Source organism: Dactylosporangium sp. CS-033363 (assembly GCF_050942475.1).
Lineage (GTDB): Bacteria > Actinomycetota > Actinomycetes > Mycobacteriales > Micromonosporaceae > Dactylosporangium.
In genome coordinates this window covers 8,892,842-8,911,708 of the sequence record NZ_CP192032.1, presented here as the reverse complement: position 1 = coordinate 8,911,708, position 18,867 = coordinate 8,892,842, and the positions used below count along the sequence as shown (strand labels likewise).

General features: G+C 71.9%; 18 protein-coding genes and 1 tRNA gene. 12 read left to right on the top strand and 7 right to left on the bottom strand.

The genetic code is table 11. From position 1 onward, the window contains the following. Positions 1-19: 19 nt before the first annotated feature. The 3 genes from ACQPZ4_RS40990 to ACQPZ4_RS40980 all read left to right on the top strand — a co-directional run bounded on the left by ACQPZ4_RS40990 (position 20) and on the right by ACQPZ4_RS40980 (position 4,298). Positions 20-1,234: a mandelate racemase/muconate lactonizing enzyme family protein gene (locus ACQPZ4_RS40990; RefSeq protein ID WP_433048719.1), complete on the top strand. Its 1,215-nt coding sequence runs from the start codon at positions 20-22 to the stop codon at positions 1,232-1,234. A 63-nt stretch (positions 1,235-1,297) separates the two neighbouring features. Further along, entirely contained in the window at positions 1,298-2,188 is an 891-nt protein-coding gene (locus ACQPZ4_RS40985; protein ID WP_433048716.1) for an NAD(P)-dependent oxidoreductase, read from the top strand. Positions 2,189-2,276: 88 nt separating this feature from the next. Then, positions 2,277-4,298, top strand: coding sequence for an acyltransferase family protein (locus tag ACQPZ4_RS40980; RefSeq protein ID WP_433048713.1), 2,022 nt, complete (start codon positions 2,277-2,279; stop codon positions 4,296-4,298). On the opposite strand, the gene ACQPZ4_RS40975 is transcribed toward ACQPZ4_RS40980, so the two are convergent. Both ACQPZ4_RS40975 and ACQPZ4_RS40970 read right to left on the bottom strand, forming a co-directional pair. Continuing rightward, a complete protein-coding gene (locus tag ACQPZ4_RS40975) occupies positions 4,299-4,424 on the bottom strand; it encodes a hypothetical protein (protein WP_433048710.1) in 126 nt (41 codons plus the stop codon). Positions 4,425-4,558: 134 nt separating this feature from the next. Continuing rightward, positions 4,559-4,630, bottom strand: a tRNA-Val gene (locus tag ACQPZ4_RS40970). A 75-nt stretch (positions 4,631-4,705) separates the two neighbouring features. Between ACQPZ4_RS40970 and ACQPZ4_RS40965 the strand changes: the two genes are divergently transcribed. Then, positions 4,706-5,746: a TRM11 family SAM-dependent methyltransferase gene (locus ACQPZ4_RS40965; protein ID WP_433048707.1), complete on the top strand. Its 1,041-nt coding sequence runs from the start codon at positions 4,706-4,708 to the stop codon at positions 5,744-5,746. On the opposite strand, the gene ACQPZ4_RS40960 is transcribed toward ACQPZ4_RS40965, so the two are convergent. Continuing rightward, positions 5,743-7,173 carry a beta-N-acetylhexosaminidase gene (locus tag ACQPZ4_RS40960; protein WP_433048704.1) on the bottom strand — a complete coding sequence of 477 codons (1,431 nt, stop codon included), beginning with the start codon at positions 7,171-7,173 and terminating at the stop codon, positions 5,743-5,745. The two genes, ACQPZ4_RS40965 and ACQPZ4_RS40960, sit on opposite strands and share 4 nt — an antisense overlap. A gap of 38 nt (positions 7,174-7,211) precedes the next feature. Between ACQPZ4_RS40960 and ACQPZ4_RS40955 the strand changes: the two genes are divergently transcribed. Beyond that, positions 7,212-8,066 (top strand): TlpA family protein disulfide reductase, encoded by an 855-nt coding sequence (locus ACQPZ4_RS40955; RefSeq protein WP_433048701.1) that lies wholly within the window; start codon positions 7,212-7,214, stop codon positions 8,064-8,066. Between the two features lie 18 nt (positions 8,067-8,084). Here the strand turns inward: ACQPZ4_RS40955 and ACQPZ4_RS40950 are convergent, their stop codons facing one another. Further along, on the bottom strand, positions 8,085-8,417 hold the full coding sequence (locus tag ACQPZ4_RS40950; RefSeq protein ID WP_433048699.1) for a YkvA family protein: 333 nt from the start codon (positions 8,415-8,417) through the stop codon (positions 8,085-8,087). Positions 8,418-8,446: 29 nt separating this feature from the next. Between ACQPZ4_RS40950 and ACQPZ4_RS40945 the strand changes: the two genes are divergently transcribed. The 7 genes from ACQPZ4_RS40945 to ACQPZ4_RS40915 all read left to right on the top strand — a co-directional run bounded on the left by ACQPZ4_RS40945 (position 8,447) and on the right by ACQPZ4_RS40915 (position 15,304). Further along, the gene (locus ACQPZ4_RS40945; protein ID WP_433048696.1) at positions 8,447-9,559 is read left to right on the top strand and encodes a damage-control phosphatase ARMT1 family protein; all 1,113 of its coding nucleotides are present in this window, start codon (positions 8,447-8,449) and stop codon (positions 9,557-9,559) included. Positions 9,560-9,770: 211 nt separating this feature from the next. Next, positions 9,771-10,244: a hypothetical protein gene (locus ACQPZ4_RS40940; RefSeq protein WP_433048693.1), complete on the top strand. Its 474-nt coding sequence runs from the start codon at positions 9,771-9,773 to the stop codon at positions 10,242-10,244. Positions 10,245-10,254: 10 nt separating this feature from the next. Further along, the gene (locus ACQPZ4_RS40935; RefSeq protein ID WP_433048690.1) at positions 10,255-10,851 is read left to right on the top strand and encodes a hypothetical protein; all 597 of its coding nucleotides are present in this window, start codon (positions 10,255-10,257) and stop codon (positions 10,849-10,851) included. Positions 10,852-10,906: 55 nt separating this feature from the next. Continuing rightward, complete coding sequence (locus ACQPZ4_RS40930; protein WP_433048687.1) at positions 10,907-11,806, top strand: hypothetical protein; 900 nt, start codon at positions 10,907-10,909, stop codon at positions 11,804-11,806. Positions 11,807-11,828: 22 nt separating this feature from the next. Further along, complete coding sequence (locus tag ACQPZ4_RS40925) at positions 11,829-12,917, top strand: hypothetical protein (protein ID WP_433048684.1); 1,089 nt, start codon at positions 11,829-11,831, stop codon at positions 12,915-12,917. Positions 12,918-13,022: 105 nt separating this feature from the next. After that, positions 13,023-14,471 carry a flavin-containing monooxygenase gene (locus ACQPZ4_RS40920; RefSeq protein WP_433048681.1) on the top strand — a complete coding sequence of 483 codons (1,449 nt, stop codon included), beginning with the start codon at positions 13,023-13,025 and terminating at the stop codon, positions 14,469-14,471. Beyond that, the gene (locus tag ACQPZ4_RS40915) at positions 14,468-15,304 is read left to right on the top strand and encodes an alpha/beta fold hydrolase (RefSeq protein WP_433048678.1); all 837 of its coding nucleotides are present in this window, start codon (positions 14,468-14,470) and stop codon (positions 15,302-15,304) included. Before ACQPZ4_RS40920 ends, ACQPZ4_RS40915 begins: the two co-directional genes overlap by 4 nt. On the opposite strand, the gene ACQPZ4_RS40910 is transcribed toward ACQPZ4_RS40915, so the two are convergent. Genes ACQPZ4_RS40910 through ACQPZ4_RS40900 form a run of 3 tightly spaced genes read right to left on the bottom strand, consistent with a single transcriptional unit; the run spans position 15,252 to position 18,842 of the window. Beyond that, positions 15,252-16,331: a Zn-dependent alcohol dehydrogenase gene (locus ACQPZ4_RS40910; protein WP_433048675.1), complete on the bottom strand. Its 1,080-nt coding sequence runs from the start codon at positions 16,329-16,331 to the stop codon at positions 15,252-15,254. The two genes, ACQPZ4_RS40915 and ACQPZ4_RS40910, sit on opposite strands and share 53 nt — an antisense overlap. After that, positions 16,328-17,677, bottom strand: coding sequence for an aldehyde dehydrogenase family protein (locus tag ACQPZ4_RS40905; protein WP_433048672.1), 1,350 nt, complete (start codon positions 17,675-17,677; stop codon positions 16,328-16,330). The genes ACQPZ4_RS40910 and ACQPZ4_RS40905 overlap by 4 nt, the downstream gene beginning before the upstream one ends. Positions 17,678-17,690: 13 nt before the next feature. Further along, entirely contained in the window at positions 17,691-18,842 is a 1,152-nt protein-coding gene (locus tag ACQPZ4_RS40900; protein WP_433048670.1) for an acyl-CoA dehydrogenase family protein, read from the bottom strand. Positions 18,843-18,867: the final 25 nt, after the last annotated feature.

Here is an 18,867-nt window from a genome sequence, read left to right as displayed (position 1 = left end):
AATCGAGGGTCCGCTTGACATGGAACGCAGTTCCAAGCACCGTGGCGACGTGCGCCTGACCGAGGTCCGAACCGTCCTGCTGACGGGCCCCTGCACGGACGACCCCTGGCTGTCGGTGTTCAAACAGAGCCGCAGCGCCGCCTTCATCGAGCTCGTCACCGACACGGGCGAGACGGGCCTGGGCGAGACCTACGCGGGGTACTTCTTCCCGGAGAGCGTCCCGCTGGTCGTCGACTACCTGCGGCCGATCCTGCTGCACGCCGAGCCGTTCGAGCCGGACACGCTGGACGTGCGCGCGCTGGTCGCGCGGATGCGCACCTGCTTCCAGTTCTGGGGCCGGGTGGGCCTGGGCGCCGCCGTGCTCGCGGGGATCGAGGCCGCGCTGTGGGACCTGGCCGGCAAGCTGCTGCAGCTGCCGGTCCACCGGCTGCTGGCCGCCACCGCGCCTGCCGCGTTGCCCGCCTACGCCACCGGCGGGCCGTCGCCATGGCCTCTGGACGACCTGTTGCGGAAGGTGGAGTTCTACCGCTCGCTGGGTTTCTCGGCGGTGAAGCTGTCGTCCGGCTACCTGGACTCCGCGACCCGTGCGGAACTTTCGTTCGCGGCCGACGCGGAGGTCTCGAAGCTCGCCGCGCTTCGCGCGTCGTTCGGCCCGGACCTCGGCATCCTGCTGGACGGCCATATGGGCCACCGCGAAGGTGAGGCGCGCTGGGATGTCTCGACCGCACGCGGCGTCATGGATGCGTTGGCGCCGTACGGTCTCGTGTTCTTCGAGGAACCCCTGCCCTACGACGACCTCGCGGGCTACGCCGAGCTGTGCGGCGGCCCGGTCCCGATCGCGGGCGGCGAGCAGCTGACCAGCGTCGCCGAGTTCACCGGCTTCACGTTCGACGTGGCCCAGCCGGACGCCGCCTGGCTCGGCATCGACGCCTTCGTCCGCGTGGCGGCGCAGTTCCCGCGGGTCGCCCCGCACGCCTGGTCGGCGGGCATCGGCGTCATGCAGAACGTCCACGCCGCCTTCGCCTGCCCGAACACCCTGATCGTCGAGCTCCCGCCGGCCGCCGGCCCCCTGCACACGGAGGTCTGGACCCTGGAGGTGCGCGACGGCGTGGTACAGCGTCCGGACGCCCCGGGCCTGGGCGTCCACCTGCCGCAGTCGGTCCGCGATCGCTACCCGTTCCGCCCGGGCGCCGAGGAGTTCTCGAGCGTGCCCGGCAAGCTGATGCGAAGCTAGGCCGCGATGCACATCGTCCTGGCGCAACCGCTTGCCGCTCGCCATGCCCCGCAGGTGTCCGCCGTGGCCCCTGACGCGGAGGTGACGTGCCTGGGCCCGGACGACCCGGTCCCGCCGTCGGCCACGGTCCTGTTCTCCGACCGCTGCCCGCCGTTGCCTGCGCTGGAATGGCTGCAGCTGGGCTCCCACGGCTACGCCCAGGCGGAGGGCGTCTCGGCGCTGGTCACGAACGCGAGCGGCGTCCAGGACAAACCGATCGCCGAGTGGTGCGTGCTGATGCTGCTGGCGCTGTACCGCAACTTCCCCGGCATGCTGGCCGCGCAGCGTTCGCGTCATTGGGACCGCAGCCCGGTCTTCCAGTCGGAGCTCTCCGGCCGCCGGGTGGGCATGCTGGGGTACGGCAACATCGGCCGCGAGGTGGCCCGGCACTGCGCCGCGCTCGGCCTGGAGATCTGGGTCATGTCGCGGGGCGGGGTGAAGGACCGCGGCCCGCGCTACAACGCGGTCGAGCCGCTGACGCCGGCCAGGACGTTCGAGCTGAGCGAGTACCGCGACTTCTACGCGGGCCTGGACGCCCTGATCGTGACCACACCAATGAACGCGGGGACGAAGCGCCTGGTCGACGCGGAGGCCTTAGCCCTCCTCCCGCGCGGCGCCCTGCTGCTGAACCCGGCCCGCGCCGGCGTGGTGGACGAGCAGGCGCTGGTGGCGGCGCTGCGCAGCGGCCACCTGGGCGGGGCGGCGCTGGACGACCACTACCGCCAGCCGATGCCGCCGGACGACCCGTTCTGGGACCTGCCGAACACCATCGTGACGGCGCACATCTCGGGCTCGAACGGCAGCACCCACTACCTGGACCGGATCTGGGACCTGTTCCTGACCAACCTGCGCAACTACGTCACCGGCGCCCCGATGCTCAACGTCGTCGCGCAGTCAGACCTTCGCCCGTTTTAGCCGGTTAGCTGGATATTGCTGGCGATTCGCACCTAATGTCGGTTCCATGCGAGTGGGCGGGCACGGGTTTCGCGGTGACATCGAAGGGATGCGCGCCCTCGCGGTGGGGCTCGTGCTCCTGGGACACGCCGGGGTGCCGTTGCTCTCGGGCGGCTTCGTCGGCGTCGACGTCTTCTTCGTCATCTCCGGGTTCCTCATCACCGGGCTGCTCGTCGCGGAGGTGGAACGCACCGGCAGGGTCTCGCTGCTCGATTTCTACGGGCGGCGGGCCAAGCGCATCCTGCCGGCGGCGGGAGTCGTCCTCGCCGCGTCGCTCGTGCTCACCGTGCTGTTCCTGCCCAGGATCCGGTGGGCGGCGACGGGCTGGGACGTCGTGGCCGCCGGGGTGTACGGGATCAACTGGCGGCTGGCCGAGCGGTCCGTCGACTACTTCGCGGCCGATCAGGCGCCGAGCATCGTGCAGCATTGCTGGTCGCTCGCCGTCGAGGAGCAGTTCTACCTGATCTGGCCGCTGCTGATCGTCGTCCTGGCGCGGATCGGCCGGCGCCGGCACGTGCGGCCGCTGCTGCTCGCCGGGCTGGCCGTCGTGGCCGTGCCGTCGTTCGCCTGGTCGGTCTGGCTCACCGCGAGCGAGCCGGGGCGGGCGTACTTCGTGTCGACGACCCGCCTCTGGGAGCTCGGGCTCGGTGGTGCGCTCGCCATCCTCGCGCCGCGGGCGGCCACGCTGCCGCGGGTGGCATCCGTCGTCCTGGGCTGGCTGGGGCTCGCCGCCGTGGTCGGGAGCGCGGTGGCGTTTGACGCCGCGAGTGCGGTACCAGGGACGCTGGCTCTTCTGCCGACGCTCGGAAGCGTGGCGCTGATCGCGGCGGGGTGCCGGCCTGACTCAGTCGGGCCGGCGGCGTTGCTGAGCCTGCGGCCGGTGCGGGCGGTGGGTGCGGTGTCGTACTCGCTGTACCTGTGGCACTGGCCGCTGCTCATCGCCGCCGAAGCGCGGTTCGGAGCGCTCGGCCCCCTCGCGGGCGTGCTGGTGGTGCTGGCGGCGGCGGGGCCGGCGATCGTGACGTACAAGTGGATCGAAAATCCCGCGCGGCGCTCGAAGGCGCTGACGCGGCACCCGGTGCGGGCCCTGCAGCTGGGCGCGGCCGCCACGGCGCTCCCGGCTTTCGGCGGACTGCTGTTGTACTTCGCGGTCTGGCCGGCCGCCCAGCCCGCTCCGCCCCTCGCGCGCGGCGGTCCGACCGTAGCCGGCGCCACGGCGCTCAAGCAGGACCCGCGCGGCGACCGGGCAGGCGCGGCGGTCGACCACGTGGCCGCACTGTGGCCCGACCCGTTCACGGTGCGCGAGGACCTACCGGATGCCTACCGCGACGGCTGCGTGCCGACCGGGACCGGCGGGGAGCTGAAATCCTGCGTGTACGGCGTGCGGGAGGCCACCACCACGGTGGTCCTGGCCGGCGACTCCCACGCCGGCCATTGGCTGCCCGCCCTGGAGGCGGTCGCGACCCAGAAGCGGTGGCGGCTGGTGGTCTATCTGCGCAACTCCTGCCCGATGCTGGACGTGGAGGTCGCACTTCCGCACTCGGATCAGCCATTCGCCGGGTGTACCGCCTGGAACCGCGACCTCCGCACCGCCCTCACCGGCTCTTCGCGCCCCGACCTGCTCCTGACGAGCGGCACCCTCTACCAGCCGATGCACGACGGCAAGCCCCTCGTGGGCAAGGCGGGCGCCGCAGCCCAGGTCGACGCGCTGCGCCACACCTGGTCAGACTTCGCGAACGCGGGCGTACCGGTGGCGGTACTGCGCGAAACGCCACAACCGCGCATGGACATGGCCGAATGCGTGACGAAGCACCGCGAGGAACTCACGAAGTGCGCCTTCCCCCGCCCGGGCGCGCTGGCCGGCGTGGGCACCTTGCAGGAACAGGCCGCGGCGGGCCTGTCCGGCGTTTCCCTGATCGATCTCAACGACGCGATCTGCCCGACTGACCCGTGCGCCGCGGCCATCGGCGACGCACTCGTCTACCGCGACAGCGGCCACCTCACGGCGACGTACGCCGCGACGCTGGCGCCCCGCCTGGCTTTGGCGCTCGGTGCCGTACCCCGCCCTTGATCATTCCGTCCCGATGTCGGGTTTCGCGCGTTGACCTCGTGCAGCCTCGTAGCACCACGAGTCGCTTTCGCCGAAGTAGTACTGGTTGACCTCGTACAGCTTGCCGTCGTGCAGCCAGACCGCCATGGCGCGAGGATTGCAGCTCGGGAATGCCGCGGGCCACGCGTTTCTCGCTGCGCGCGATTCTTGGGATCATGGCCGTGACACTGAGAAGGCCGCTTCCCGATGTGGGAAAGCGGCCTTGAAGTGCAACAACGCGGTGGGCGATACTGGGATCGAACCAGTGACCTCTTCGGTGTGAACGAAGCGCGCTCCCGCTGCGCCAATCGCCCCTGCTCGTGGAACTGTACATCACCAGGGGGCGGCGCTGCATCCCGGTACCCCCGTGTCGGTAGGCTGGGCGGTCTATGACCCTGTATGCGCTGCTCATCCTGCCCTCCGCCAACCGCGTCTACGCCGAGGCGTCCGTCGAGCTGACTCAAGCCGAGCTCCTGGCCTTCGACCGGGGGGTGCTTGGGAACAAGCTCGCCGAGGTGCGGCAGGCGCAGGTCGGCGGGGTGCCGTACGTGACGTTCGAGGCCGGCGAGCTCACCGAGCGGGACGTTGCGGTCCTGGGCAATCTGTCGTCGGTCTATGCGTTGTTCGAGATTGTCCAAGGGGATCTGCTCCGGCCGGTGGAGCTGCGGCGGCTCGACCGGTTCGACGATGATTTGATCACCATTCAGAAGTACCAGGGGAAGACCAACGAGCAGTTCACGAAGCTGCTGTTGAACGTCACGCTGCTCGCGTCCGACTGGGCGGGTGAGCTGCTCGAGCGGCGGTTCCGGGTGCTCGATCCGCTGTGTGGGCGGGGGACGACGCTCAATCAGGCGCTGATGTACGGCTTTGACGGCGCCGGCATCGATCGGGATCAGAAGGATTTCGAGGCGTACGCGACCTTCATCCAGACGTGGCTCAAGCGGAAGCGGGTCAAGCACAAGGCGGAATTCGGGCCGGTGCGGCGCGAGCGGCAGGTGGTCGCGAAACGGCTTCGGATCGAGCTGGCCGCCGACCGGGACGACTACAAGTCGGGGGCCACGCAGCTGTTGGACGTCGTGAACGCCGACACCATGCGGTCGCGGGAGTTCTTCAAGGATTCCACGTTCGACCTCATTGTCACCGATGCACCCTATGGCGTGCAGCACGGCAGTCGCACGGCCGGCAAGGGGCTCGTGCGCAGTCCGGAGGATCTGCTCGCCGAGGCGGCGCCGATCTGGGCGCGGCTGCTGCGGCCGGGCGGCGCGATGGGCATCGCGTGGAACACGTTCGTGGCCAAACGGGAGCTTGCCGCCGGGCTGTTGGAGGAGGCCGGGCTGGAGGTTGTCGACGACGAGCCGTACCGGTCGTTCCGGCACCGCGTCGACCAGGCCATCATGCGCGATGTCCTGGTCGCGCGGAAGCCTGCCTAGAAGACCTCGGGGTCGGGGTGGAATCCGATTCCCTGCGCCGTCCACCGTGGACCGTGGGCGGCCAGCCGGGTGCGGAATCCGTCCCATTCCCGCGATGCCTGTGGCGACCACGCCAACTCGGCCACCGCGGGGAGGCGGGGAAACGTCAGCAGATCGATGTCGGCCGTGGTCGCGACGGTTTCGGTCCACAGTGGAGCTTCGATGCCGAGCACCGCGGCGCCGGGGATGAGCCGGTCCGGATCCCATTCATAGGCGGTGCGGGTGGTGACGAGCCCCGCCCAGTCCAATCCGATCGGTGTTTCGCGGGTGTACTTCATGTCGAGGTACACCCGATCCGCCGGTGACAACAGCATCCGGTCCCCCTGCGCGACCGCCGCGAGCACATCCTCGTCGGGCGCGGGGCCGTGTCCCCAGTACTGCGCGACCCGCCCCGGAACCGTTCGTGCGGGCCCGATCTGGTGCCATCCGACGACGGTCTTGCCGAGTTCGCCGACGATCGGCTGCACCCGGTCCAGGAACGCCAGATAGTCCTCGGTGGTCGTGCTCTGGGCCTCATCGCCGCCAATGTGCAGATACGGACCGGGGGTGAGCGCGGCGACCTCCGTGAGCACGTCGCGCACGAAGTCGTAGGTGACGTCCTTGCCGACGGCGAGCGTGCTGAATCCGACGTCGACGCCCGTGTACGCGGCGGGCGCGACCCCGTCGGCATTGAGCTCCGGATACGCGTGCAGGGCCGCATTCGTGTGCCCCGGCATGTCGATCTCCGGCACCACGGTCACGAACCGCGCGGCCGCGAACTCGACGATCCGCGTATATTCGGCCTGGCTGAAACAGCCCCCGGCGCCGCCCCCGACCTGCGACGCCCCGCCGACCGTGGCCAGCTCCGGCCATTTCTCGATCGCGATCCGCCAGCCCTGGTCGTCGCTCAGGTGCAGGTGCAGGACATTCATCTTGTACCGTGAAATCGCCTCGATGAACCGCTCCACCACCTCGACGCCGAAGAAATGCCGGGAAACGTCGAGCATCGCCCCGCGGTACCCGAATCGCGGCGCATCGACGATCCGCCCGCCCGGCACCGTCCAGGGCCCATTCGCGGCCGGCAGCAGTTGCAGCAGGGTCTGCACGCCGTAGAAAAGCCCGGCCTCGGTACGGGCCCGAACGACCACCCCTTCCGCGCCGACCACGAGTTCGTAGCCCTCGTCGCCGAAATCGCCACCGAAATCGCCACCGAGCCGCAGCGCGATCGCGGCTTCCGAACCGCCCTCGACAATGGGCAGCGCCAATCCGGTGGCGGCCCGGAGCGCCGATGCGAGCAACGCCCCGACGCCCGGCGAATCCGAGGCGATCACCGCGTCGGGCCCCAAGGCGAAGACAACGTCGGCGGGCTCGACGCGGGCGGGGACGGGCACGACCGTAATGTCGTTCATGCCCAGATCATCGCAGGAAACCGGGAGGTGCATCGACCTTGTCCACCCGCCGCCGCGTCGTCGCGGGCACGATCGTCGCCGCCAGCATGATGGTGGCCTGGTACCTGCGGGAGACCGACGATCCGCAGGACAGCGCCGCGCGCCCGTCCGCCACCGCGCCGCTGAGCTTCCCGCCGGACGGGCGCCCGGCCGTTCCGGACCTGACCGGGCGGCTTCTCGACGACAGCGCGTTCCGCCTCGCCGACTGGCGCGGCTCCATCGTGGTGGTCAACTTCTGGGCGTCCTGGTGCCCGCCCTGCAACGACGAGGCCGCGGACCTGCAGGCCGTCGCCGTCGCCACCGGGACCCTCGGCGTGCGCGTCCTCGGCGTGAACGTCAACGACGACCGGGACGCGGCCCGGCGGTTCGTCGCCACCTACGGCGTGACGTACCCGAACGTGTTCGACCCATCCGGCGAGATCCCGCTCGCCTTCCCGGCGATCTCGCCCCGCACGCTGCCGAACACCGTCATCGTGGACCGGACCGGCAAGGTGGCCATGGTCGCCCGCCGGAAGATCGGCCGCGACGAGCTCGAATCCGCCGTCCGCACACTCGCCGCGGAACAGGCGGAAGCCGGAGGAAGCCCGGCCACCGCGGAGCCGGCGGAAGCCGGAGAGACCCCGGCCACCGCGGAACGGGCGACAGCCGGAGCGAGCCCGGCCGCCGCGGAACGGGCGGAAGCCGGAGAGACCCCGGCCACCGCGGAACGGGCGACAGCCGGAGCGAGCCCGGCCGCCGCGGAACGGGCGGAAGCCGGAGGAAGCCCGGCCGCCACGGAGCCGGCCGCGGCCGGAACGAGCCAAGCCGCCACGGAGCCGGCGGCGGCCGGAGCGAGCAAGGCGCGAACCAGGTGACGGTGGTCGGCCAGGCCCTCAGCGCGTGCGCTGCGGGGACTGGCTCGGCTGCCCCGGCTGCTGGGGGATCTGCCGGTTCTGCCGCGCCTTCATCGCCAGGCGGGACAGGTAAATGAGTGCGCCGCCCAGGACGCCCACGTCGTCCAGGTAGATGGGGTCGGGGAGCAGGTCGATGGGGAAGATCGTGTAGATGATGGCGCCCCACAGGACCCATTTGCCGCCGACGCCCATGGCCTGGAGGTACTTTCCGGTCTTCCAGACGCGGATGGCCAGGACGATGGCCGCGATCAGCAGGCCCACCAGGATGAGGCCGCCGATCACGAAGAGGGCGTAGAACCACTCGTCCGACATGGTTCGAGTTTACGGGTGATACTGCCCCCATGCCCGTCGAGCCGCCCGTGATCGTGTGCAGTGATCCGCGTTCGTTTCCCTATTCGGTGATCAGGGAGCGGCATCCGAAGATCGTGGAGCGGGTGCTGGCGGGGTATCCGTACGCACCGGCGGTACGAGAGCGGCTTGGAAGGCTCTTGCAGGAGGATGTCATCCAGCCTTTGCGAGCCGGGGCGCATGACGGGGAGTTGTGGGCCGGGTGGGGCGACGGGATGATCGGGCGGGCGAGCTGGGTCGACGTCCCGTTTCTGTTCGCCGAGAACTTCTTCTATCGGCGGCTGCTCGAGGCCGTGGACTACTACGGGCCCGGGGCGTGGCAGGGGATCGATCCGTTCGGGCCGCAGAAGCGGGCCGACCTGCCGGGCGCGGCGGAGCTCGCCGAGCTCGACGCGCTGCAGCAGCTGCCCGAGGCGCGGCAGGCGGACGGGCTCGTCAGGGCGGCGGTGTGGGGCAACCGGGCCGATCTCGGGTTCGGGCTGGTCGCGACGCACCACGACAAGGTCGATGAGCTGCTCGTCGACGATAGCGCGCGGCTGTGGGAGCTCGCCCGGGGCGGCACGGTGATCGTGGTCGCCGACAACGCGGGGCGGGAGCTGCTGCCGGACCTGGTGCTCATCGATTTTCTGCTGCGGACCGGCCGCGCCGGCACCGTTGAGCTGCACGTCAAGCCGGCGCCCTACTTCGTCTCCGACGCGATGACGGCCGATGTGCTCGACGAGCTGGGGCGCTTCCCGGCCGGAAGCGAAGTTGGCACTCGACTCAGACAAGCCTTGAAGAGCGAACGGCTGCGGCTGTACACCCAGAGCTTCTACTGCGCCCCGCTCACCTTCCACGACGCGCCGGCGGAGCTTGCTGCTCGGTTCGCGGAGGCGGAGTTGACGATCCTCAAGGGGGATCTCAACTACCGCCGCCTGGTGGGGGATCGGCTGTGGCCGGTGACCACGCCCTTCGCGGAGGTCAGCGGATACTTCCCGGGGCCCGTCGCGGCGCTGCGTACGCTGAAGTCGGACGTGGTGACCGGACTGGCCGCCGGGGTCGAGGGGCGGCTGCCCGCGTCATGGCGCACCAGCGGCGCTTTTGCCCTTGTCCAGGTTCGCGGTTGAGGAGAAGGTCGGGCCGGCCCAGGACTTGCAGGAGTTCGTCATGCTCAGCACTCTGCCGCCCCTGACTTGGCGAGCACTTGCGGTCGGCTTGCGAACGGCCGCAAGCGTGGCGGCGGTCACGTGGGCCTAGCCCGATAGGTCATCCCGTCCGTGGCTTTTGTCCGGGTGTACCGGGGTATCGCGCCACCTCCCGATGGAGAGGAACGCGCGCATGCAACCTGAAGGCGACGAACTGGCGCCCCAGGTCGATGAGGACGTCCCGCCCGAGCCGGAGACCTTCCCGGCCGCGCCCGACAGCGTCTCGGCGGCACCCGCGGTGGGCTCCGCGCCGGTGGGCGGCGGTCCGGCTCCCGTCGGCAGCTCGGCGCCGGTCAACGGCTCGGCGTACCGGCCGGTCGGCAATTCGGCCTCGGCCACCCTGGCGGCGCTGTGGAACGAGGGCGACCGGCAGCGGCTGCGGTCGCGGTGGCAGGAGCTCCAGCTGCGGTTCATCGACGATCCGCACCTGGTGGCGGGGGAGGCGGAGCGGCTCGTGCAGGAGGCGGTCACTTCGCTGAACGCGTCGCTCGACCAGCGGCGCACCCAGCTGCACCAGCAGCGGGCCGCCCGCGGGCTGGACACCGAGAACCTGCGCGCCTCGCTGCGCGACTACCGCGAGTTCCTCGACCGCATCCTCGGACTCTAGGGGGTACCCCGTGAACTCCACGACGATCACGATCGGCCTGGTGGTGCTCGCCCTGGCGGTGGGCGGCTGGATCCTGCTGCGCGGCGGCAAGGAGGAGGACGAGGAGCTGGAGGAGGCCGGCGCCGGCACCATTCCGGCCGGCACCCCCGCGCCCGTCGCCCAGCCCCGCCCGCCCACGACGGCGGCGACGGCGGGCACGGTCCCGATGGCGGGCACCATGGGCGCGCCACAGGCGCCCGGCACGATGGGCATGGCCGCACCGGCCGCGCCCGCACCGGCGGCGGCGGTCCCGGCGGCCGCGCCGATGTCCTCGGTGCCCTACGGCGGGGGCTACGCCGTCACCGCCCCGCTCACCAGCGAGGCGCACGCCTACGAGGTGCGGACCCGGTGGCAGGAGCTGCAGCTGCGCTTCGTCGACGATCCGCAGACGGCGGCCGGCGAGGCCGAGCGCCTGATCGACGACGCGCTGGCCGGGGTGACCGCCTCGCTCAACGCGCGCAAGGACCAGCTCAGCAGCTGGCGGGCGTCCGGCCGGGACGACACCGAGCAGCTGCGGGCGGCCGTGCACGGCTACCGCGATTTCCTCAACCATCTCGTGGGTGCGTGAACTTCGTTTGAGTCGGGGCGTCAGGCGGGAATACCTCCATTGAAGGAGGACCGCCATGACAGCCACCCAAGTATTGATTACGGTCATCGTCTTGATCGTGATCGCCGCGCTCGGCTACGGCATCTGGTTCGTCACCCGGCGGCGGGCCCTGCAGAACCGGTTCGGCCCCGAGTACGACCGGGCCGTGGCCGAGGGGGACAGCCGCCTCGCCGCCGAGCGTGAACTGCGTGAACGCGAGCGCCGCCACGCCGAGCTCCAGATCAAGGACCTGTCCCCGGAGTCCCGGGCCCGATACACCGGCAAGTGGGAGGAGATCCAGGCGCGCTTCCTGGACGACCCGGCCGGCGCCGTCCGCGACGCCGACGCGCTGGTGACCGAGCTGGTCACCGAGCGCGGGTACCCCACCGGCGACTACGAGGAGCACCTCTCCCACCTGTCGGTCGAGCACGCCCGGACCGTCGGGCACTACCGCGACGCCCACGAGATCTCGCAGCTCTCCGACCGTGGCGAGGCCACCACGGAGCAGCTGCGCCAGGCCGTGGTCCACTACCGCACGCTCTTCTCCGAGCTGCTCGGCACCGACGTCACCCCGACCGGCCGCGCCAACACGGCGCCGGCCGACGCCGTCGTGGCCGAGCCCGCTGACGTGGCCGAGCCCGCCGTGGTGGCGGAGCCCGCCGCAGTGGCCGCGCCGGTCGGCACCGTGACCGAGCCCGTCGACACCGTGGCCGCCGACCGCGCGGACGCGCGCCGGGCCGAGCGGGTCGACGAGACCGACCACGCCGAGGCCGCGGCCGCGGCGGCCGAGCACGACGCCGAGCACGTGACCGGGTTCGACGACCCGGCCGCCCGCCACGACGCCGAACTCCACCAGGCCGACGACGATGCGGTCGACGGCGTACCCGCCCAGCGCACCGGCGGCGACGCGCCGCACAACACCCGCAGCCGGTCGTAGGGCCGGGGAAGGACAGTCTGCGATGACGCAGCAGGAGCAGCACGAGGGGTACGTTCCCGGCCAGCGCTTCGGCGACCACGACAACGACGACGACGTGGCGGTGGGCACCGCGCACGCCCCCCGCGACGAGCAGGACACCGGCGAGGAGCGCGCGGCGGAGAGCTACCCGGCCTCCACCTACGCCTCGGGCTCGGCCGACGCCGACGTGGCCGACCGCGACGACGTCGAGGTCGTGGACCGCGAGGACGCGCTGGCCGAGGAGGACCGCGAGGACCGCGAGGACGCCTTGGCCGACGACGACCGCGAGGACGCGCTGGCCGAGGACCGCGAGGACCACGACGGCGAGACCCGGGCGTTCGAGCAGGACGAGGTCGACGCGGCGTACGACAACGCGGTGCGGGAGAACGAGGTCCGCGACGCCGAGTCCGGCGAGCGCGTGGTGACCGACGAGGACGCGCGGGCCGACGAGGACGCGCGGCTCGACGAGGACGCGGCCGAGGAAGACGCGCGGCTCGACGACGATGCGGCCGAGGAAGAGGTCGCCTCCGAGGAGGACCAGGAGGACCGGCAGTGGGCGGCCGAGCACGCCACCGAACTGCGCGCCGGGTCGACCAACCTCGACGCGGACACCCGCGTCGACGAGACCTCCGTCGACGACACCAACGCGGTTGACGACACGTACGCCGTCGACGACACCAACGTCGCCGATGACACGAACGTCGCCGACGACACGGACGTCGACGAGACGAACGTCGTGGCCGTCGACGACAGCACCGGCGACAGCACCGAAGACGAAGCGCCGGCGACCACCGACTCGACGCCCGGGTCCGTGGACGTCACGGCCATCGGGGCGGTCTGGGCCGACGGCGCCGTCGACGGTCTGCGCGACCGCTGGCGCGAGCTGCAGCTGCGCTTCATCGACGACCCCCGCGCGGTCGCCGGCGAGGCCGACACCCTGGTCGGCGAGGCCGTCGACACCATCACCAACGCCCTGCAGGCCCAGCGGGCCGAGCTGGCCAACTGGCAGAACGAGCCGGGCGACGACACCGAGCGCCTGCGCGCGGCCGTGCGCGGCTACCGGGACTACCTGGACCGCCTGCTCGGCATGTGAGCGAGACACCGAAGAGCCCGCCCCGCGCCGGGGCGGGCTCTTTTGTTGCGCATTACCCAGTGGTAACGTCCGGTGGTACCAGCCAGTACCAAGGGGGCCGCCGACATGCACACGCGGATCGCGATCATCGGTGCCGGCTTCGGCGGCCTGGGCGCGGCCATCCGGCTCAAGCAGCGGGGCCGGGACGACTTCGTGGTGTTCGAGCGGGCCGGCCAGCTCGGCGGCACCTGGCGGGACAACAGCTATCCCGGCTGCGCGTGTGACGTGCCCTCCCAGGTGTACTCCTACTCCTTCGCCCTCAACCCCGAGTGGACGAGCACGTACTCCCCGCAGGCCGAGATCTGGGCGTATCTGGAGCGGTGCGCGGACCGGTTCGGCGTCCGCGAGAAGATCGAGTTCGGCACCGACGTGCTGAGCGCCGACTGGGACGCCACGGAACAGCATTGGCGCATCGCGACGACAAAAAAAACCTGGACCGCGGACGTCCTCATCGGCGCCGGCGGGCCGCTGAACGAGCCGGTCGTCCCCAAGCTGCCGGGAATGGAGACGTTCCGCGGCGAGGCGTTCCACTCCGCCCGCTGGAACCACGAGGCACCGATCCAGGGGCGCCGGGTGGCGGTCATCGGCACGGGCGCCTCCGCGGTGCAGATCGTCCCCGCGATCCAGCCCGTGGCCGAGCACGTGACGCTCTTCCAGCGCACCCCGGCGTGGGTCATGCCGCGCCGCGAGCGCCCGCTGCGGGGGTGGGAGCACAGGCTGTACAAGCGGATCCCGGGCGCGCAGAGGGCCATGCGGTCCCTCGTGTACTGGCAGATCGAGGCGACCGTCCTGGTCTTCCTGCGACCCGCGCTCATGCGGCTCGCGCAGCGGGCGGCCCTGGCCAACCTGCGCAAGGCCGTGCGCGATCCGGGGCTGCGGGCGAAGCTCACCCCCGCCTACCGGATGGGCTGCAAGCGGGTCCTCAAGTCCGACGACTACTACCCGGCCCTCACCCGCGACAACGTCGAGGTCGTCACCGACGCGATCGCCGAGGTCCGCCCGCACGCCGTGGTCACCCGGGACGGCACCGAGCACCCGGCCGACGTCATCGTCTTCGGCACCGGCTTCCGGGTCACCGACCTGCCGATCGCCGAGCGGATCCGGGGCCGCGACGGGCGCAGCCTGGCCGAGCACTGGCAGGGCAGCCCGCAGGCGTTCCGGGGCACCACCGTGGCCGGCTTCCCCAACCTGTTCCTGCTGCTCGGCCCGAACACCGGCCTCGGCCACAACTCGGTCGTGCTGATGATCGAGGCGCAGCTCTCGTACCTCCTCGACGCCCTCGACACGCTGGAGCGCAAGGGCATCCGGGCGGTGGAGCCGAAGCCCGAGGCGCAGGCGCGGTTCGTGGCGCGGGTCGACCGCCGCATGGCCGGGACCGTGTGGGCGACCGGGTGCCGCAGCTGGTACATCGACGCCACCGGCCGCAACTCGACCCTCTATCCCGGCTCGACGTGGGGCTACCGCCGCCGGATGCGCCGCTTCGACCCGCGGTCCTACCGGGAGGTGCGCGCGTGACCGTCCACTATGTACGGCGCGGGCAGGGCGAGCCGCTCGTGCTGATCCACGGCATCGGCCACCACTGGCGGGCCTGGGAGCCGGTCATCGAGCCCCTGGCCCGGCACCACGACGTGATCGCGCTGGACCTGCCCGGCTTCGGCCGCACGCCCGCGCCCGCGGTGAACCTCGGCATGCCGACCGCGGTCGCGGCGCTGGGCGAGTTCTTCGCCGAGCTCGGCCTGGACCGCCCGCACGTGGCCGGCAACAGCCTCGGCGGCGCGATCGCCCTCGAACTGGCCGCGGCCGGGCTGGCCCGCTCGGCGACCGCGCTGTCCCCGGCCGGGTTCGCCACCCCGGACCAGGTGCGCCGGGCGCTGCGGGTGCTGCGCAGCCTGCGGTTCGGGGCGTTCACCCCGGCGCCGGTCCTGCGGGTGTTCTACCGCACCGCGTTCGGCCGCCGGTTCTCGTTCGGGACGCTGGTCGTCGACCCGGCGGTGCTGACCCCGGAGCGCGCCCTGGCCGACACCCTGGCGCTGCGCGGCGGGCGGGGCTTCGCGGCCGTCGCCCGGCACGGGGCGGCCTACACGTTCTCGGGCGACCCGGGCGCGGTCCCGGTCACCATCGCGTGGGGCGACCGGGATCGGATTCTGCTGCCGGTACAGGCGAAAAAGGCGCACGAAGTCCTGCCAGGCGCGCACTTCGAGGCGTTGCGGCGTTGTGGCCACGTGCCGATGAGCGATGACCCGGACCTCGTGGCCCGGGTCATCCTCGACACGATCAAGCGAAGCGAAGAGACGATCAGGCGAAGCGAACCAGCGTCCGCGCGCCCCGACCGTCCCGCATCCGGCTGAACGCCTCGCCGACCCCGGACAGCGAAACCTCGTCGGTGACCAGCGCCGCGAGGTTGAGCCGCCCGGCCCGGTAGTGCTCCAGCAGGATCGGCACGTCCACGGCCGGATCGGTGCTGCCGTACATGCAGCCGACGATCGTCCGGGCGAAGAACGCCACCTCGAGCGCGTTGAACTGCACCGGATCCATCGCCGAGCCGAGCCCGACCACGGTCGCGGTGCCGCCGCGCCGGGTCACCGACCACGCGGAGCGGATCGTCTCGCCGCGGCCCACGCACTCGATCGCGTGGTCGGCGCCGATCCCGCCGGTCAGCCCGCGGATCTCCCGGGCCAGCTTGTTGCCGGGGGCCATGAAGTGCGTGGCGCCCAGCGACAGCGCCAGCTCCTCCTTGGTCGGCGACGGGTCGACCGCGACGATCGCCGACGCGCCGGCCAGCCGGGCGCCCTGGATCGCGGCCAGCCCGACCCCGCCGAGCCCGATCACCGCGACCGACTGTCCGGGCTGGACCTTCGCCGCGTTGGTGACCGCGCCGACGCCGGTGAGCACCGCGCAGCCGAGCAGCGCGGCCTCGGCGAGCGGGATGTCGGCCGGGACCGGGATGCAGGCGTGCGCGCCGACGACCGTCTCGGCCGCGAAGGCGCCGGTGCCGAGCCCCGCGTAGACGGGCTCGTCGCCGCTGGTGGCGAACGGGACCCGGGCCGCGTCGTCGCCGTGCAGGCACAGGTAGGGCTCGCCGTGCTCGCAGTACCAGCAGGACCGGCACGGCGGCGACCAGTTCAGCACCACGTGGTCGCCGGGCGCGATGCCGGTGACCCCAGCGCCGACCTCCACGACGACGCCGGCGCCCTCGTGGCCCAGCACGGCGGGCAGCGGCTGGCGCAGCGTGCCGTTGGCCAGCGACAGGTCCGAGTGGCAGACCCCGGCCGCGGCCAGGCGCACCCGCACCTGGCCCGGGCCGGTCGGGTTGAGCTCGATCTCCTCGACGGCGAGCGGGCCGTCGAGCGCGCGCATGACGGCGGCGAGGGTCACAGCTGCACCGACTTCACGGCCGTGAACTCCTCGTACCCGTGCACCCCGAGCTCCCGCCCGTAGCCCGAGTGGCCGATGCCGCCGAACGGGGCCTGCGGGTTGAAGGCGCCGCCGTTGATGTCGACCTGGCCGGTGCGCATCCGCCGCGCGAACGCCACGGCCCGGTCCCGGTCGGCCGACCAGACGGCGCCGGCGAGGCCGTACCTGGTGCCGTTGGCGATGCGCACGGCGTCGTCCTCGTCGCGGTACCGGATGATGGAGAGCACCGGCCCGAAGATCTCCTCCTGGGCGATGGCCGATCCGGGGTCGACGTCGGCGAAGACCACGGGTGCCACGTAGTAGCCGACCGACGGCACCTCGCCGCCGCCGAAGGCCACGGTCGCGCCGTCGTGCTTGCCTCGCTCGATGTAGCCGAGCACCCGGTCGCGCTGGGCGGCCGAGGCGAGCGGGCCCAGGCGGGTGGCCGGGTCGGACGGGTCGCCGACGGTGTACTTGGCCGCGGCCGCCACCGCGAGCTCGACCGCCTCGTCGTACAAGCTGTCGGGCACGAGCATCCGGGTCCACGCCGTGCAGGTCTGGCCGGAGTTGAGGTAGCAGTTGCCGAGGCCGACCTTCACCGCGGCGGCGAGATCGGCGTCGGGCAGGATCACGTTGGCCGACTTGCCGCCGAGCTCCAGCGCCACCCGGGTCACGTTGGCGGCGGCGAGCGCGGCGACCGCGCGGCCGGCCGCGGTGGAGCCGGTGAACGAGATCAGGTCGATGCCCGGGTGCCCGGCCAGGGCCGCGCCCGTCGGGTCGCCGTAGCCGTGGACCACGTTGTACACGCCGTCCGGGATGCCCGCCGCGCGCACGAGCTCGGCGAGGCGGTTGGCCGAGAGCGGGGCGACCTCGCTCGGCTTGTGCACCACGGTGTTGCCGGCCGCCAGCGCGGGTGCGACCTTGGCCATCGTCTGGTGCAGCGGATAGTTCCAGGGCGTGATCGCGCCGACGACGCCGAGCGGTTCGCGGTACACCTCGGAATTGCCGATCCGCTCGGGCTCCTCGGCCTTGTTCAGCAGGCTGATCATCGAGCCGAGGGTGGCCAGCGGCAGCCCGACCTGGACCTTGCGGGCGATCGGCAGCGGCGCGCCCATCTCGGCGCTGATCAGCTCGGCCAGCTCGGCCGCGGCGCCGGTCAGGGCGTGCAGCAGGGCCTGGAGATGGTCGGCCCGCTCGGCGCGGGGGAGGGCGGCCCAGGCGGGCTGGGCGGCCCGGGCGGCCGCGACGGCGCCCGACACGGTGTCGGGAGAGCCGGGCGCGACCGAGCCGATGACCTGTTCGGTGGCGGGATTGACGACGTCGATCACGAGTTCCGTCCCCTTACGCGAACGCGCTCACACCGGTGAGAGCGCGGCCGATGATGAGCTTCTGGATCTGGCTGGTGCCCTCGTACACGGTAGTGACCCGAGCGTCGCGCAGGTACTTCCCAACGGGGTATTCGTCGATGTATCCGTAGCCGCCGAAGACCTGCAGCGCGGCGTTGGCCGCGCGGACCGCGGCCTCGCTGGCGAAGAGCTTCGCGGTGGAGGACTCGGTCGCGAACGGCTGCCCGCGGTCGATCAGGTCGGCGACCCGCCAGACCAGCAGCCGGGCCGCGTCCGCCTCGACCGAGATGTCGGCCAGCAGCTGCTGCACGAGCTGGAAGCCCGCGATCTTCCTGCCGAACTGCTCGCGCTGGGTCGCGTAGCCGGTCGCCGCGTCCAGGCAGCCCTGGATGATCCCGACGCAGCCGGCGGCGAGCGACATCCGCCCCTTGGCCAGCGCGGCCATGGCGATCTTGAAGCCCTCGCCCTCGGCGCCCAGCATGGCGTCCTGGCCGACGAAGACGTCGTCGAAGCTCAGCATCGCGGTGGCCTGGCCGCGCAGGCCGAGCTTGCCGTGGATCTCGGTGACCTGCAGGCCCTCGGCCGGCAGCGGGACCAGGAACGCCGAGACGCCCTTGGGGCCGGGGCCGCCGGTGCGCGCGAAGACCAGGGCGACCGTGGCCCAGGTGCCGTTGGTGATGAACATCTTGGCCCCGTCGAGCCGCCAGCCGCCGTCCACCGGGGTGGCCCGGGTGGCCAGGTTGCCCGCGTCGGAGCCGGTGTCGGGCTCGGTCAGCGCGAAGCAGGCCAGGTCGGCGCCCGAGCACAGCCGGGGGAGCCACTCGGTCTTCTGCGCCTCGGTGCCATAGGTGTTGATGGTCTTGGCGACCAGGCCGAGGGAGACCGAGACGATGCCGCGCACCGAGGAGTCGCCGCGGCCGAGCTCCTCCAGCAGCAGGCAGTAGGTCAGGTGGTCGCCGCCGCTGCCGCCGTACTCCTCGGGGATCGTGATGCCGAACATCCCCAGGCCGGCCATCTTCTTGACGATCTGGAGGTCGACCTGCTCGGCCCGGTCCCAGGCGGCCGCGTGCGGCGCGATCTCGCGATCCGTGAACTCGGCGGCCATGCGCCGGACGGCCAGCTGCTCGTCGCTGAGGGTCAGATCCATACCTGATTCCTTAACTAACGCTGTT